Origin of the sequence: Aeromonas sp. Lyrl_2 (genome assembly GCF_051948815.1) — a bacterium.
Classification (GTDB): Bacteria; Pseudomonadota; Gammaproteobacteria; order Enterobacterales; family Aeromonadaceae; genus Aeromonas; species Aeromonas veronii.
In genome coordinates this window covers 202,775-216,476 of sequence record NZ_JAYJLJ010000005.1, presented here as the reverse complement: position 1 = coordinate 216,476, position 13,702 = coordinate 202,775, and the positions used below count along the sequence as shown (strand labels likewise).

The following is a 13,702-nucleotide window of genomic DNA, read 5'->3' as shown; positions in this document are numbered from 1 at the left end:
CTACCAAGGCAGGTAAGCTGCGGGGCAAATAGCGTCAAGCAGGAGAGGGACGATGACAGAGCAACATTTCGCCGGGACGATCGGCATTCTGGGGGCGGGGTGGCTGGGGCTGCCGCTGGCGCGAGCCCTGTTGGCGGCTGGCAAGCCGGTGGCGGTGACGGTCAGCAGCACCGAGAAGGCGGCCCGTCTGCAGGGGGAGGGGATCAACGCCTATCCGCTGACCATCTCTGCCAACATGGGCTCTGCCGAGATGTCCGTCTCTGCTCAAAAAGAGCAGTGGCCCATCCCCTGCGAGAGTCTGGTGATCTGCGTACCGCCCAGCAAGACCGATGACTATCCGCAGGCGGTGGCAAGGGCCTGTGCGTTGGCCAAAGCGAGTGGCACCCGGCGGGTGCTGTTTATCAGCGCCACCTCGGTATGGGGGGCGGGTCAAGAAGAGGGTGAGCAGCCCAAACCCCGCCATGCCCGTGGCGAGCGGATGCTGGCGGCGGAGCAGGCGGTGCTGGCGGCAGGTTTCGAGACGGTGATGATAGTGCGCCCCTCTGGCCTTTATGGCCCGGATCGCCATCCCGGCCGTTTCCTGGCGGGCAAGACTCTCGATGGCGGCGCCCAGTCGGTCAATCTGGTTCATCTGGACGATGTGGTGGCGGCTTGCATCTTGCTGCTGGAGCGGGGCAAGGACGGGGATGTTTTCAACCTGAGCGCGCCTGTGCATCCGCGCCGCGAGCAGTTTTACCCCTTTGCGGCGCGTCAGCAGGGGCTGCCCGCGCCTGTCTTTATCGAGCCTGCCGGTGAATTTCAGCCCATCGACGGTCAGCTGATTTGTCAGCAGATGGGATTCAACTATCGCTGGCCCGATCCGGCCCACTGGTTTGCCGAGCTCGCTGCCTCGGGCAATTGAGGTTTGCCAAGGGGGTGATCGCCCCCTATCATGCCGCCATCCATGAGAGAGAGGCGGTAATGATGGTAGATACAAAACGTCACCCCGATGGGGAGTTGTTGCTGAGAACCCTGGCAATGCCAGCCGATACCAACCCCAATGGCGACATCTTTGGTGGCTGGATCATGTCCCAGATGGATATAGGTGGGGGCATTATGGCCAAGGAGCTGGCAAAAGGACGTATTTGTACCGTATCCGTCGAAGGCATGACCTTTCACAGTCCGGTCAAGGTGGGCGATGTGGTCTGCTGCTACGGCCGCTGCATGAAGATCGGCCGCAGCTCCATGAAGCTCAAGCTGGAGGTGTGGGTCAAGCCGGTACTGCGGGAAAACGATGCCCAGCGTTACTGTGTGACCGAGGGGATCTTCACCTATGTCGCCATCGACGAACAGGGCAAATCCCGCCCGGTTCCGGTGAGTGCCTGATTAAATCAGCCGGGCATTGATGATGGATATTTCCTGCTCAAGCCCGGTTTTTTGCCGTATCATGCGTTCCAGCATCTCTTCCGAGCCCACATATTGCAGGGTGTCAAACAGGCAGAGATCGCATTGAGGGTCCCGTCTTATCTGATAGACGGTGGCCAGCTCCACTTGATGACAATTTCCTTGTTGATCATAAAACGTCACGTTGTACCGAAGTTCTTTCGCCATGAGACAGCGTCCTTCTGGTTGGGTGGAACAGGGACTATCAGCTTAGTCGGCGTGGATGACGTTTGTGATGGTCGCAACAAAAAGCAAAGGCGGGCGGTTGTTAGCCAATGAAAAATAGTTATCGCATTCTTGGCACCTCCCTGCTGACCCTGGGGTTGGTAGGTTGTTTTGAGGTGCCGGATCAGAACCATCTGGTCACAGCTCAAGGGATTGTGCCGGGACTCGACTGCCAGCGTCCGCCGCTGGTAGCGTTGGCGACCACGGCGCTGCCCCGTGAATTCGGGGTGACGGTGTGGAATCTCTACAAGGGCCAGCGCAAGAACTGGCGTGAAGGGATGGACAGTTATGCCAAGGGGCAGGATCTGGTGCTGCTGCAAGAGTCGGCCACTCGTCCCGATATGCTCGACTGGCTGCGCGCCGGTGATTTCCAGTGGCAACAGCTGCAAGCCTTCACTCAGGGCGGCGTGTCGTTCGGGGTGATGACGGTGGCCAAGACCCCGCAGGCGTTCGTCTGTGGCGTACGCTCCCCCGAACCCTTGCTGCGCATCCCCAAATCCGGGCTGGTGAGCCTCTATCCGCTGCAGGGAGATCCTGACGGTGTGATGGTCATCAATATCCATGCGGTCAATTTCGAGCTGGGGATGGCTACCTTCCGCGAGCAGCTCAACGATTTGACTGCGCTGGTGCGCCGCCATCAGGGGCCGGTGATCCTGGCCGGTGATTTCAACACCTGGAGCGACAAGCGTCAGTTCTGGTTAAGCAAACTGGTGGACGAGCTGGGGCTGCAAGAGGCCGTGCCGGTGCCTGACTTGCGCCGCACCGCCTTCGGTCGCCCGCTGGATCACCTCTACTACCGCAATCTGGACCTGGTCGAGGTGAGTTCACCGGCCACCGACAGTTCGGATCACAACCCCATCATTGCGCGCTTTGCCGCCCAGTCTGTGACTCCCTGAGCGGGAATGATGTGTGCGTGTTGCCCATAAAAAATCCGGCGCCTGATGGCGCCGGATTTTTTATACGCTCTAGCGGTCAACCCGCTCGGGATGACCCGCAGGCATTACTGGTAGAGACCCAGATTCGCTTTGGCGTAGGCTTCGAAATCGGTGCAGCCACCGATGTGCTGCTCGTCCAGGAAGATCTGCGGCACGGTATTGACCGGCTTGCCAGCGCTCTTGGCCAGATCTTCTTTGGTGATCCCTTCGGCATGGATATCCACGTAGCGGAATTTGAAGTCATCTCGCTGTTCGGTCAGCTGCTCGGCGATCTGTACGGCACGGACACAGTAGGGGCAACCCGGGCGACCAAAAATCACTGCAAACATATTTTCTCTCCGTTTTTTAAGCCGTTTATGTATGGCCGTTGATATGAGGCAGGCAACAGCATAGCCCTGCCTCGTGGCGACTTGAAGCCGAAATTATCGATACCCTGATTCGAGCGGGCCTATTGGATCAGCTCTCATCGGCGATCTGGATCGGCTGCTGCTGATAGATGCTCTCCAGCACCCCCTTCTCGAACACAGTCCAGGGCCACGGCGCCTTGCTGGCACGGTAGCGCTCATGGGTGGCCGGATCTTGGGACAGGCCACGCTGGAACATCACGAACGCCTTGCGCTGGCCGCCTGCCGTGTCGATAAAGCCCACCAGATTGGAGGTGCCGGTGATGGTCCCTGTCTTGGCGTGCACCTTGTTCTTCATCATGGGGGCGGTGACGCTGCGGCGCCACGCCAGGGTGCCATCCACCTGGGAGCTTGGCAGCAGCTTGATCAGGCCAAGCTCGGCATCATTTTTCTGGATGAAGTTCAGCACCGACATCATCTGACGGGCGCTGATGAGATTGTGAGCGGAGAGACCGGAGCCGTCAGCCAGGGTGGCATTGCCCAGATCGATGCCGTTCTTGGTCAGGATGGCGCGCACCGCCATGGTGCCGCTGCGATAGCTGCCCGGCTTGTTGTAGTAGTGACGGCCCACGGTTTTGAGGAAGGTGTCGGCATAGAGGTTGTCCGATTTCTTCAGCATCTTGGCCAGCATCACCGGCAGGGAGACCGAGTAGTGGGTGCCGAGGGTCTCAGCCCCTTCAGGGGCCTTGTGGGTGACCCGCAGCAGACCATCATGCTTGATACCGGCCCGGTTCATCGCCCAGCGGATGTTGTCCCAGCCCCAGGCTTCCACGTCGTGAATGGCGAAACGCAGTCCCTGCGGCTCCTTGTTCGGAGTAATGCAACCCTTGAGCTCGTAGAAGTTGCCCTTGGCCATGTCCACTTCCAGTGCGCAGAACTGGCGCGCCATATCGCCATAGCTCATCACCTCCACGTTGTCGGCACCGATGCCGATGGGGACGCCGGTAGCTACATTGCCGACCGCCGGTTTGCCAATCTGGGTGGCGGTGATGGTGCCGTAGGCGCAGTTCTTGTCGATGATGACCGAGGAGACGGGAGCGGCGAAGCAGAGGGTCTGATCCCCCCACGACCAGCCGTTGCCGCGCTCGTAGCCGTTGTAGGCGCCGGTGTTGACGTAGACATTGCCCTTGATGCTGGTGACGCCGAGCTGTTTGAACAGGGCCAGCAGATCCATCCGGGAGAGGGTGGGGTCGCCGACGAAGTTGATCCAGATATCGCCGTTGATGGTGTCACCCTGTTTGGCTCCGGGTTGGGCCTGAATGTCGGTGGCGAAGCGGAAGTCGGCACCCAGCTCGAGGCGGGCCGCCAGCGCGGTGAGCACCTTCATGGTGGAGGCGGGGGCGATCATCTGATCGGCGTGGCGGGCGAACTCGACGCCGTTATTGCCCTGCACCATGATGGCGTACTGGCCACCCTGAGGGGGCGTCAGCGGGGCGGCATGAGCCGCCAGAGAAGAAAAGAGAGCACAAAAACCAATCAACAGCCGCTGCATAACATCCTCTAACGTGACGAAGGGCCCGGCAGTGGTGCCGACCCTGATAATTCAACCAGCCGATGCGGGATCGACGGGATAACGCAATTCATGCCATGTATGCCGGTCGCCATCATGTCATCGAGTTGGCGGTACGATAGCGACCCTCATAATCAAAAATCTTCTCTTTTATCTGCCAGAAGCGACCCGATTTGCGGGCGATGACAAAATCCGGATGACGGAACTGGCTTTGCGCGGCCAGCACGCTCGCCAGGGTGGTAAATTCGGGCTCCAGCCCCGGGGCGGGCCAATGATGACGCACAAAGTGCTGTTGAAACAAGCGCCGTGCGCCCGGGGAGTGAAATCCGAAGTATTCACTGAGGGTCAGCCCATCCTCATCGTGGTAGGTCACCTCCAGCCGCTCCCCCTGTTTGCCGCGCCCTGCGGTGAGGGTTAGCCCCGCACAGCGGATCACCATGCAATCCTTGAGATTGAGCGCCTCTTTAAGCTTGTCGTCCGGGTCCACCAGCAACTGATCGCAGCTCTGGCAGCGGCGGGCGGCAATGTCGTTCTCTGCGCCGCAGCCGGGGCAGATCTTGGCGCGAAAGCGGTAGTCACACTCCTCGCGGTTGCCCTCGTCATCTTCAAACAGCCCCTGACAGCGGCGGCCGTAGTGCTCGATCACCTTGCCATCCTCGTCGGTCTTGCCCCAGAAGGTGTTGGCAAAACCGCAGGCGGGGCAGGGCACCTGTACCGGCTCGGTACCGGCATGGGGGCGGGGCTCCCCCACTTCGGGGGCAAACAGGTTGAAGTTGTTGCCCGCATAGTCGAGCACCAGACAATCCTCCTTGCCCGGCGAGAGGCGCAGGCCCCGCCCGACGATCTGCTGATAGAGCGAGACCGACTCGGTGGGGCGCAGCATCACGATAAGATCGACATGGGGGGCATCGAAGCCGGTGGTGAGCACCGCCACGTTGACCAGAAACTTGATCTCCCGCGCCTTGAAGGCGCTGATGAGGGCATCGCGCTCCGGCCCCGGCGTCTCGCCGGTGATAAGAGCTGCCTGCTGGCCTCGGGCGCCAAGCAGGCCGTGAATTTCGCGGGCGTGCTCGACGGTGGCGGCAAAGATCATCACCCCCTGCCGGTCGGCAGCATACTCCAGCACCTGACTCAGGATATGGGGGGTGACCCGCTGCTGGCGCTTGAGCTCGCCGTTGAGATCTGCCTCGCTGAAGAGGCCGTTCTCCCGCGCCACCAGCTTGCTGAAGTCGTAGTGGACTATGGGAGCATCCACCATGCGCGGTGGGGTCAGGTAGCCGTTTTTGACCATAAAACGCAAGGGCAGCTCGAACACGCAGTCGCCAAACAGCCGCTCGCCGTGGCTCTTGACCATGCCGTGATAGTGGCGCCGGTAGATCCAGCCCAGCCCGAGCCGATAGGGAGTGGCGGTGAGACCGAGGATCTTGAGGGCCGGATTGGCGGCCTTGAGGTGGTCGATCACCTGATGGTACTGGCTGTCATCATCGAGCGAGACCCGGTGGCATTCGTCGATGATGAGCAGCGAAAACGCCCCGTCGAAGGCCGCCAGATTGCGGGCAACCGACTGCACCGAGCCGAACACCACCTGGGCGCTTGCCTCCTTGCGATCCAGGCCGGCAGCGAAGATGTCGGCCTTGAGCCCCCACGCCTCGTACTTGGCATGGTTCTGCTCCACCAGCTCCTTGACGTGGGCCAGCACCAGCACCCGGCCGCGCGCTTTGCGGGCCAGCTCGGCGATCACCAGACTCTTGCCGGCACCGGTGGGCAGCACTACCACGGCGGGATCCGGGTGTTTGCGAAAGTGGCTGATCACGGCGTTGACGGCGTCGGTCTGATAGGGTCTGAGAACGAACATGCAGGCTTGGGTGTGTCGATGTGGGGTGGTGCAGGATGGCGCCATTATAGGGTGCTTGCCGTCACAAAAACAGCGGGCCGGCATGATGCCGGCCCGCAGGGTGCTTGGGTGCTGATCAATGGAACGGGAAGATGTAGTTCATCCAGCTTGCCATGCGCAGCAGTACTTTGCGCATCACAGATACATGGTGGAAGTAGTGGGTATAGATGGCAGCCTGCCCGCTGGAGCCTGCTATTACCTGATACTTGGCCCACTCGGGGTCGGTGATGGAGATAACCACCGGCAGACGACCCGGGCGCACCGCAGTGGTTTGATCCAGCAGACCGGCGTTGGCCTGCACGTTACCGGCGGCAATGGCCGGAACCACGGCGGTTACCTTGCCTTTGAAGATCTTGCCGGGGATGCCATCGATCACCACTTCGGCCTCATCGCCCACCGCCAGTCGCTGCATGCTGTTCTGCCAGAACCAGCCGACGTAGGCGGTGTCATCCTTGTGGATGAAGGTCATCACCGGACGATACATGAAGGGGGTGGCGATCATGCCGGGGCGCAGGGCCAATTGCACCACATGACCATCGCTCGGGGCATAGACCACGGTTTGTGACTGCTGGTACTTGGCCTCCATCAGTTGGGCCTGCAGATCGTTCAGGGTGGCTTTCTGCTGGTCAATCTGGGCCACGATATCGTCCACGTTGGCCTGAGTGACGTCGAGGTCGCGCTGCTTGCCCACGCCACGGCGCATCAGGTCGCTGGCGCGATCCCGATCCAGCCTGGCGGAGCGCAGTCTTGCCTCAATGGACTTGAGGTGCTCGCGGTTGGATTCGACCCGTGCGGTGAGGCTCTCCACTTTCAGGCGGAACGGCTCGTCATCGAGGCGAAACAGCACGTCGCCTTTTTTCACCGGCTGATTGGCCTGCACCGGCACCTCAACGACCCGGCCCTTGACCAGCGGCACTATGGGGGTAGAGACGTAGTAGTTGCGCGCCATCTCGGAGTAGGGGTGGTTGTAGTTCATCAGCATGATGAGGGTGCCGATGAGCAGCACGCCGCCCAGTGCTGCGGTGGGGACGGTCCACTTGTTGAGCGGGATCCGGAAGATTTTGAAGATGGCCACGCAGAGTGCCGTGTAGGTCAGGATCAGTAGCAGGTCCATGATTTATCCCTGTTGCTCTTGCTGTTCGATATGGTTGAGACGGCCTTTCAGCTCAGCCAGCTCCTCTCTGAGGGCCGCGATATCATCTTCATCTTTTTGCAGACGCTGGTTAAAGCCCCAGCCCCGATCCGGGCGGTAGAGGGTGGCCCAGATCCAGAGGAAGGGCCACAGCACATGCAGGGTAAACAGGCTGACCCAACCTGCCACGTGAATGGCATCCTGATGAGGGTGATTCCGATGTTTGGCAATCTCGTAAGGAATATCGTGGATAACGATGACGCCATAAAAAATGACCAGCCCGACAAAGACGAGCAGACCAAGTGCAAAATAATCAAGGGCCATTTATAACCTCCACTGGCATGACGCACAGCTTAATCATTGGTTCCAACAAGCACTAAAGCAATTAAGAATCACACATTTATCGTCAGTTCGCCCGGAATCTTAAAGCTATTCGCTGTATTGAAGCTGAAGCCGTCCAATAGTTGTCTTATTAGTTTTTTTGTCATTAAAAAAGGCGCCATCAGGCGCCTTTTTGTGCTGCTTTCGCTGTATTTTTTGCTGTTTTTACCCTTCGCTGGTACTGCTGACCAGCGGCTGGCGGAACTTCATCAGGAAGGCCACGGTAATGGCCGCCGTTGCAGTCAGGCCGATGATGGTGGAGGTCCCCATCTCAAGCCCGAACCCGATGGGGGCATTGGCCAGATAGGTGATCACCACAGCGGTCATGAACATGGCGGGAATGGTGCAGATCCAGTGCAGCTTGCCCTCTTTGATGAGGTAGGCAGCCGCAGCCCACAGCATGATGACGGCGGTGGTCTGGTTGGCCCAGCCGAAGTAGCGCCAGATCACCCCGAATTCAGCCTTGGAGATGATGAAGCCAAGGATAAACATGGGGATGGCGATCAGCAGACGCTTGGCCAGCGGCTTCTGGGTCATCTTCAGGAAGTCCGCCACGATCAAGCGAGCACTGCGAAACGCGGTGTCACCGGAGGTGATGGGCAGGATCACCACGCCGAGGATGGCCAGAATGCCGCCGACTGTGCCGAGCAGGCTGGTGGAGACTTCGTGTACCACGGCTGCCGGGCCGCCGTTGGCCATGGTGGCGTTGAGCGCTTCGGTGCTGTCGTAGAAGGAGAGACCCAGGGTGCACCAGATAAGGGCGATGATCCCTTCACCGATCATTGCACCGTAGAAGATGAAGCGGCCAGATTTTTCGTTCTGCATGCAGCGCGCCATCAGCGGTGACTGGGTGGCGTGGAAGCCTGATACCGCGCCACAGGCGATGGTGATGAACAGCAGCGGCCAGAGCGGCAGTTCGGTCGGGTGCAGGTTGGAGAAGTCCATCCCGGTGTTGTAGAAGCCTTTGCCGGAGGCGATCAGGCCAACGATGAGGCCGACCGACATGAAGACCAGCAGGGCGCCGAAGATGGGGTAGAAGCGGCCGATGATCTTGTCGATGGGGACTATGGTCGCGAGGATGTAGTAGGCAAAGATTGCCACGATCCAGTAGACCAGATCGGTGGAGGTGAGGTTGGCCAAGAGGCCTGCCGGGCTCAGCACGAATACCACGCCCACCAGCATCAGCAGCACCACGGCAAACAGGTTCATGAAGTGCTTGGCGGCGGTGCCCAGATGCTCACCGACCACGGTTGGCACCGAGGCCCCCTTGGCGCGTACAGACAGCATGCCGGAGAAGTAGTCATGTACCGCACCGGCGAAGATGCAGCCAAAGACGATCCACAGCATGGCGACCGGGCCGTAGAGGGCACCCAGGATGGGGCCGAAGATGGGGCCGACACCTGCGATGTTGAGCAGTTGAACCAGATAGACTTTCTTGTCCGACATGGGGACATAGTCCACCCCGTCAGCCATGGTGATGGCGGGGGTTTTCAGCTCGGGTTTCGGGCTGAATATCCGTTCGATGAATTTGCCGTATATGAAGTAGCCGGCCACAAGTAAGCCGACACAGAGGAAGAACCAGATCATTGCTACGCTCCTGCATTGTTATTTTTTAGTGTGCAGAGCGAGTCTAAAACGGTTGCGCCTGACTGGCAGGTGAAACTCCCCGAGCGGCGCTTTGGCGCGCCGAGCGGTCGGCGGCTGTGATCAGGCGCACACTCCGCGGTTCAGTCCAGCCCCAGCTGATCTTTGAGCTCCTTGAGATAGCGACGGCTGACCGGCACCCGGGCGCCGCTCGGGGTGACAATCTCTGCCAGCTGGTTATCCAGCAGCCGGATCTCGAAGATGGCGTTGGGGGAGACCAGATACTGGCGGTGGCAGCGCAGCAGCGGGCTCTTTTCTTCCAGCGATTTGAGGGTGAGCTGGGTGTGGAACAGCTCGCCCTGACAGGCCACATGGACCCCGCCCAGATCGGAGAAGGCATACTCCACCTGCGCGATGGGCAGCAGCCTGACCCGATTGTGCAGATAGCCCGGAATATGTTCGATGGTGGGGGCCAGCCGATCTATGGGCTGCGGGGAGATATCCTGCTTGAGGCGAGCGAGGGTCTTGGCGAGCCGGGCGGGCTCCACCGGTTTGAGCAGGTAGTCGAAGGCGTTCTCTTCAAAGGCCTGAATGGCATATTCGTCAAAGGCGGTGACAAAGACGATCCGGGGCAGGGGGTCGAGCATGGCGACCAGCTCCATGCCGCTCAGCTTGGGCATCTGGATATCGAGGAATACCACATCGGGCTTGAGGCGCTGAATAAGCGGCAGCGCCTCGATGGCGTTGGCCGCTTCCCCCACGATCTCGATGGCAGGATCGCAGGCCAGCTGTTGCCTCAGCTCTTCGCGGGCGTAGTGTTCGTCATCGACTATCAGGGTGCGGATCATGGTTGCTCCTTGGGGATGGTGAACGAGACCCGGGTCCACTGCTCAGGCTCGCAGGCAATAGTCACGCCATAGCGCTCGCCAAAGGCGCTTTTCAGCCGCCGATCGACAATGGTCATGCCCAGACCGTCGCCAGCGGGATGTGCTTGCCAGGTGCCTGCATTATCTTCCACATGGATGGTGACGCTGGCGGGTTGCTCATCGGTCCAGAGGCGAATGCGCCCCTGCTCCAGCAGGGTCGAGATGCCGTGCTTGATGGCATTCTCGATCAACGGTTGCAGGGTGAAGCTGGGCAGTCGCAGTGTGGCCAGATGGGGCGGGATCTCGTTTATCACCGTCAGCCGATCACCAAAGCGGGCCAGCTCGATCTCCAGATAGGATTGGCAGTGCTCCTGTTCTTCCTGCAGGGTCGCAAGGCCGCTCTGGCGTTTGAGATTTTTGCGAAAGAACAGCGAAAGATGCAGCAGAAGATCTCGTGCCTTGTCCGGATCGCGCCGGGTGATGGCACTGATGGTGTTGAGGGTGTTGAACAGAAAGTGGGGGTTGATCTGGGCCTGGATAAGTTTCAACTCGGACTGCACCAGCAGCCGCTGATGCTGCTCCAGCCGACCGGCCAGCAACTGCTGTGACAGCAGGTTGGCAATCCCTTCCCCCAGGGTGTGGTTGATCTTGAGAAACAGCCGCTTCTTCGGCTCGTAGAGCTTGATGGTGCCGATCACTCCTTTGTCCCCCTGCAGCGGGATCACCAGCACCGAACCCAGCTGGCATGCGGAGGAGAGGCTGCAGCGATAGGGCTGGCTGTTGCCATCGGCAAACAGCACCTTGTTCTGGGCGATGGCCTGCATGGTGATGGCTGACGCGATGGGGGTACCCGGCAGGTGGTGATCTTCGCCGGTGCCGATAAAGGCGAGGATCTGCTCGGTGTCCGTGATGGCGACCGCCCCAACGCCGGTCTCCTCCTGAATGATGCGGGCAATCTTGTTGCTCGCCTCCGGGGTAAAGCCCTGACTCATGATCCCCACTGTGCGGTTGGCGATATTGAGCGCCTTGGCGGAGAAGACCCGGGAGAACTTCTCATACATCCGCTGCTGGTCGCGGATCATGCTGATAAAGAGCGCCGCGCCGCAGGAGTTGGCCAGAATCATCGGGGTGGCGATGGTGCGCACCAGCAGCAGGGATTTGTCGAACGGGGTCGCCACCAGCAGGATGATCACCATCTGCATGATCTCGGCATAGAGAGTGGTAAAGAAGGCGATGCGCGGTTCAAACAGGGCATCCGTTCGTCCCGAGCGCATCAGGCGCCAGTGCACTATGCCCCCGAGCAACCCCTCGCAGGTGGTGGAGATGGCGCAGGCGAGATCGGTAAATCCCCCCAGCGTATAGCGGTGCAGGCCGCCGGTCAGCCCCACTAGAAAGCCCACCAGCGGTCCCCCCAATAATCCCCCCAAGACGGCGCCGACCGCCCGGGTGTTGGCGATGGCATCATCGATATCGAGGCCCACATAGGTGCCGAGGATACAAAAGCTGGAAAAGATGATGTATATCAGTATCTTGTGAGGTAGTCTCACGGAATAGTTGGCAAGCGGGCGCAGCAGCGGGCTTTTCGAGAAGAGATAGGCGATCACCAGGCTGACGCTCATCTGTTGCAGCAAGGAGAGGACCAACTGCATAAAAAACGCTCCTCATAAGCCAGCTGAAAAAATGTTCAGCCCGTGAATAAGTGTGATCAGGATCTTGTTCTGTTGGCCCAACTGGGCGCAACGGGCCGTCAGTTTGCCAGAACAAGTGGATAAAACCATATTAAATCAGCATGTTAAATTGATATTTGTGTAAGCGGCAGCGGGTTGATATTGATGGATGGAGCATGAATGTATCCGCTGGATACGCCACACGGAGGTGGCATGCTCCGCCCGGCCCCTTGGCTGGGCGTTTTTTATACATGGTCAGTTGGCAACCTTCTGATGGGGGTTTGAGCAATTATTCCGGTTTGTCCAATGAGTTATCCCCAGCTTCTGGGGATAACTCAGAATGCAAAGTAGTAGCAGAAGCGGCGGGTCAGGTTGAAGAACTGCCGTTGTCCCTCATCCAGCTCCTCCTGTTTGATAAAAGCAGTGATGGTGCGTTCATCTTCCCGCAGATCGATCATGGCGACGGCTTCTGGCCGCTGGGCCTTGATATAGGGCAGGATCTTCGGCTTGAGGGGCATGGTGGGTTCGGTAGAGAGCACCAGCGCAATGCTCTCGTCGGAGAGTTTCACCAGTGATCCCGGCGGATAGACCCCCAGCACCTTGACAAGCAACTTGACCAGATTCTGGTCGAACTTCTTCTGGGATAGCTTGTAGAGCTGGCTGATGGCCTGACTCGGCGCGGCCGGGTTACCGCTGTTGCGGGGATGGAGCAGCTCGTCGTAGAAGTCGACCAGCCCGATCAACCGCGCCAGCGGCGGGATCTCCCCGCCCTTGATCCCGAGCGGATAACCGCTGCCGTCGAGCCGCTCGTGGTGCAGATGGGCGACCTGACGGATTTTCGGTTCAAAGGCGTTGAGCTGGGTCAGCATCTCCAGCCCGTACTGGGGATGCATATTGAGGAAGTTCTGCTCGGCCTTGCTGAGGTCCCCGCGTTTTTGGGTGATCTGGCTAGGGATTTTCAGTTCACCGATATCGTGGATAAGTCCCGCAAGTCCCGTCTCCTCAATCTCGATGGGGTTCATGCCGAGTTCGCGTGCCATCAGCATGGCAATGAAAGCCACATTGAGGCTGTGTTGCAGCAGGATATCGGTGTGGGGGCTGCGAATAAGGTGGAGCCCGAGAGGCCCTTCATGCTGACTGAGGGTGAAGGCGGCATTGCGGACAATCTGGGCTGTATTGGCCAGCCCCTCATCCGGTTTGAGGTTCAGCGCCCCGAGAGCATCGCGCAGCTCGCTCATGGATTGGCCAAAGGCTTTGTCAGCGGCGCGCATGGAGCGGCGAAAGGCCTTTTCGTCAAAGGGGGGCGGGCCCGAGGCAATCAGCTCTTCCAACTCATCAAGGTCAGGCCCGGCATCCGGGATATCGCCGCGTAGCAGCGGCTCGATGGGCAGATCGCTCTTGTCGGGGTCGACCATCAGCAGGGTGAGATCAAGATGACGGAGAATGTCGAGTTGCTGCTGGTCCTTGATCTTGAAGGTATTGAACATAAACGGGTGGTTAGTCCATCCCGTGGGGAGATGGATATAGTGGCCTACTCTCAATTGCTCTATCGAGGCTTGGATCAGTGCCATCGGTTAACCTGCATTTCGTGAATGCCTACTCAACAAGCTAGCAAAATCCGATGGATAGACAACTAAAAATCCATTTCGGGGCAGCGGAGCACCCCGTGCTGTGATGGGGCG

The 13,702-nt window shown here is 59.5% G+C and carries 13 protein-coding genes; 3 read left to right on the top strand and 10 right to left on the bottom strand.

Translation table 11 applies throughout. The features are described from left to right. The first annotated feature begins 52 nt into the window (after positions 1 to 52). Together VF684_RS06490 and yciA are read left to right on the top strand one after the other, a co-directional pair. Entirely contained in the window at positions 53 to 901 is an 849-nt protein-coding gene (locus tag VF684_RS06490; RefSeq protein ID WP_440173966.1) for an NAD-dependent epimerase/dehydratase family protein, read from the top strand. Positions 902 to 960: 59 nt separating this feature from the next. Continuing rightward, complete coding sequence (gene yciA / locus VF684_RS06485; protein WP_005337875.1) at positions 961 to 1,365, top strand: acyl-CoA thioester hydrolase YciA; 405 nt, start codon at positions 961 to 963, stop codon at positions 1,363 to 1,365. Here the strand turns inward: yciA and VF684_RS06480 are convergent, their stop codons facing one another. Then, positions 1,366 to 1,590, bottom strand: coding sequence for a hypothetical protein (locus VF684_RS06480; RefSeq protein WP_005337874.1), 225 nt, complete (start codon positions 1,588 to 1,590; stop codon positions 1,366 to 1,368). It abuts the gene before it with no gap. A 107-nt stretch (positions 1,591 to 1,697) separates the two neighbouring features. Here VF684_RS06480 and VF684_RS06475 point away from each other — a divergent pair, with 107 nt between their 5' ends. After that, positions 1,698 to 2,543, top strand: a complete 846-nt coding sequence (locus VF684_RS06475; protein WP_005350508.1) for an endonuclease/exonuclease/phosphatase family protein — start codon at positions 1,698 to 1,700, stop codon at positions 2,541 to 2,543. A 104-nt stretch (positions 2,544 to 2,647) separates the two neighbouring features. On the opposite strand, the gene VF684_RS06470 is transcribed toward VF684_RS06475, so the two are convergent. From VF684_RS06470 to VF684_RS06430, 9 genes are all read right to left on the bottom strand, one after another. Further along, a complete protein-coding gene (locus VF684_RS06470) occupies positions 2,648 to 2,944 on the bottom strand; it encodes a GrxA family glutaredoxin (protein ID WP_223849348.1) in 297 nt (98 codons plus the stop codon). 94 nt (positions 2,945 to 3,038) lie between these two features. Then, complete coding sequence (gene dacB, locus VF684_RS06465) at positions 3,039 to 4,478, bottom strand: D-alanyl-D-alanine carboxypeptidase/D-alanyl-D-alanine endopeptidase (RefSeq protein WP_005350510.1); 1,440 nt, start codon at positions 4,476 to 4,478, stop codon at positions 3,039 to 3,041. A gap of 112 nt (positions 4,479 to 4,590) precedes the next feature. Further along, positions 4,591 to 6,351, bottom strand: a complete 1,761-nt coding sequence (locus VF684_RS06460; protein ID WP_149153239.1) for a DEAD/DEAH box helicase — start codon at positions 6,349 to 6,351, stop codon at positions 4,591 to 4,593. A 115-nt stretch (positions 6,352 to 6,466) separates the two neighbouring features. After that, a complete protein-coding gene (locus VF684_RS06455) occupies positions 6,467 to 7,504 on the bottom strand; it encodes an HlyD family secretion protein (protein ID WP_149153238.1) in 1,038 nt (345 codons plus the stop codon). 3 nt (positions 7,505 to 7,507) lie between these two features. Continuing rightward, the gene (locus VF684_RS06450) at positions 7,508 to 7,846 is read right to left on the bottom strand and encodes a DUF3302 domain-containing protein (RefSeq protein ID WP_149153237.1); all 339 of its coding nucleotides are present in this window, start codon (positions 7,844 to 7,846) and stop codon (positions 7,508 to 7,510) included. 222 nt (positions 7,847 to 8,068) lie between these two features. Next, positions 8,069 to 9,490 (bottom strand): carbon starvation CstA family protein, encoded by a 1,422-nt coding sequence (locus tag VF684_RS06445; RefSeq protein WP_005350521.1) that lies wholly within the window; start codon positions 9,488 to 9,490, stop codon positions 8,069 to 8,071. A 140-nt stretch (positions 9,491 to 9,630) separates the two neighbouring features. Then, entirely contained in the window at positions 9,631 to 10,335 is a 705-nt protein-coding gene (btsR, locus tag VF684_RS06440; protein WP_019445442.1) for a two-component system response regulator BtsR, read from the bottom strand. Next, positions 10,332 to 12,002 (bottom strand): sensor histidine kinase, encoded by a 1,671-nt coding sequence (locus tag VF684_RS06435; RefSeq protein WP_019445443.1) that lies wholly within the window; start codon positions 12,000 to 12,002, stop codon positions 10,332 to 10,334. The genes btsR and VF684_RS06435 overlap by 4 nt, the downstream gene beginning before the upstream one ends. A gap of 353 nt (positions 12,003 to 12,355) precedes the next feature. After that, positions 12,356 to 13,591, bottom strand: coding sequence for an HD-GYP domain-containing protein (locus VF684_RS06430; RefSeq protein ID WP_058056006.1), 1,236 nt, complete (start codon positions 13,589 to 13,591; stop codon positions 12,356 to 12,358). Positions 13,592 to 13,702 lie beyond the last annotated feature (111 nt).

What these genes read in the sequence shown, in the direction of transcription:
- VF684_RS06490 (WP_440173966.1), top strand. Translation starts at nt 53, where the DNA reads ATGACAGAGCAACATTTCGCCGGGACGATCGGCATTCTGGGGGCGGGG.
- yciA (WP_005337875.1), top strand. Translation starts at nt 961, where the DNA reads ATGATGGTAGATACAAAACGTCACCCCGATGGGGAGTTGTTGCTGAGA.
- VF684_RS06480 (WP_005337874.1), bottom strand. Translation starts at nt 1,590, where the DNA reads ATGGCGAAAGAACTTCGGTACAACGTGACGTTTTATGATCAACAAGGA.
- VF684_RS06475 (WP_005350508.1), top strand. Translation starts at nt 1,698, where the DNA reads ATGAAAAATAGTTATCGCATTCTTGGCACCTCCCTGCTGACCCTGGGG.
- dacB (WP_005350510.1), bottom strand. Translation starts at nt 4,478, where the DNA reads ATGCAGCGGCTGTTGATTGGTTTTTGTGCTCTCTTTTCTTCTCTGGCG.
- VF684_RS06460 (WP_149153239.1), bottom strand. Translation starts at nt 6,351, where the DNA reads ATGTTCGTTCTCAGACCCTATCAGACCGACGCCGTCAACGCCGTGATC.
- VF684_RS06455 (WP_149153238.1), bottom strand. Translation starts at nt 7,504, where the DNA reads ATGGACCTGCTACTGATCCTGACCTACACGGCACTCTGCGTGGCCATC.
- VF684_RS06450 (WP_149153237.1), bottom strand. Translation starts at nt 7,846, where the DNA reads ATGGCCCTTGATTATTTTGCACTTGGTCTGCTCGTCTTTGTCGGGCTG.
- VF684_RS06445 (WP_005350521.1), bottom strand. Translation starts at nt 9,490, where the DNA reads ATGATCTGGTTCTTCCTCTGTGTCGGCTTACTTGTGGCCGGCTACTTC.
- btsR (WP_019445442.1), bottom strand. Translation starts at nt 10,335, where the DNA reads ATGATCCGCACCCTGATAGTCGATGACGAACACTACGCCCGCGAAGAG.
- VF684_RS06435 (WP_019445443.1), bottom strand. Translation starts at nt 12,002, where the DNA reads ATGCAGTTGGTCCTCTCCTTGCTGCAACAGATGAGCGTCAGCCTGGTG.
- VF684_RS06430 (WP_058056006.1), bottom strand. Translation starts at nt 13,591, where the DNA reads ATGGCACTGATCCAAGCCTCGATAGAGCAATTGAGAGTAGGCCACTAT.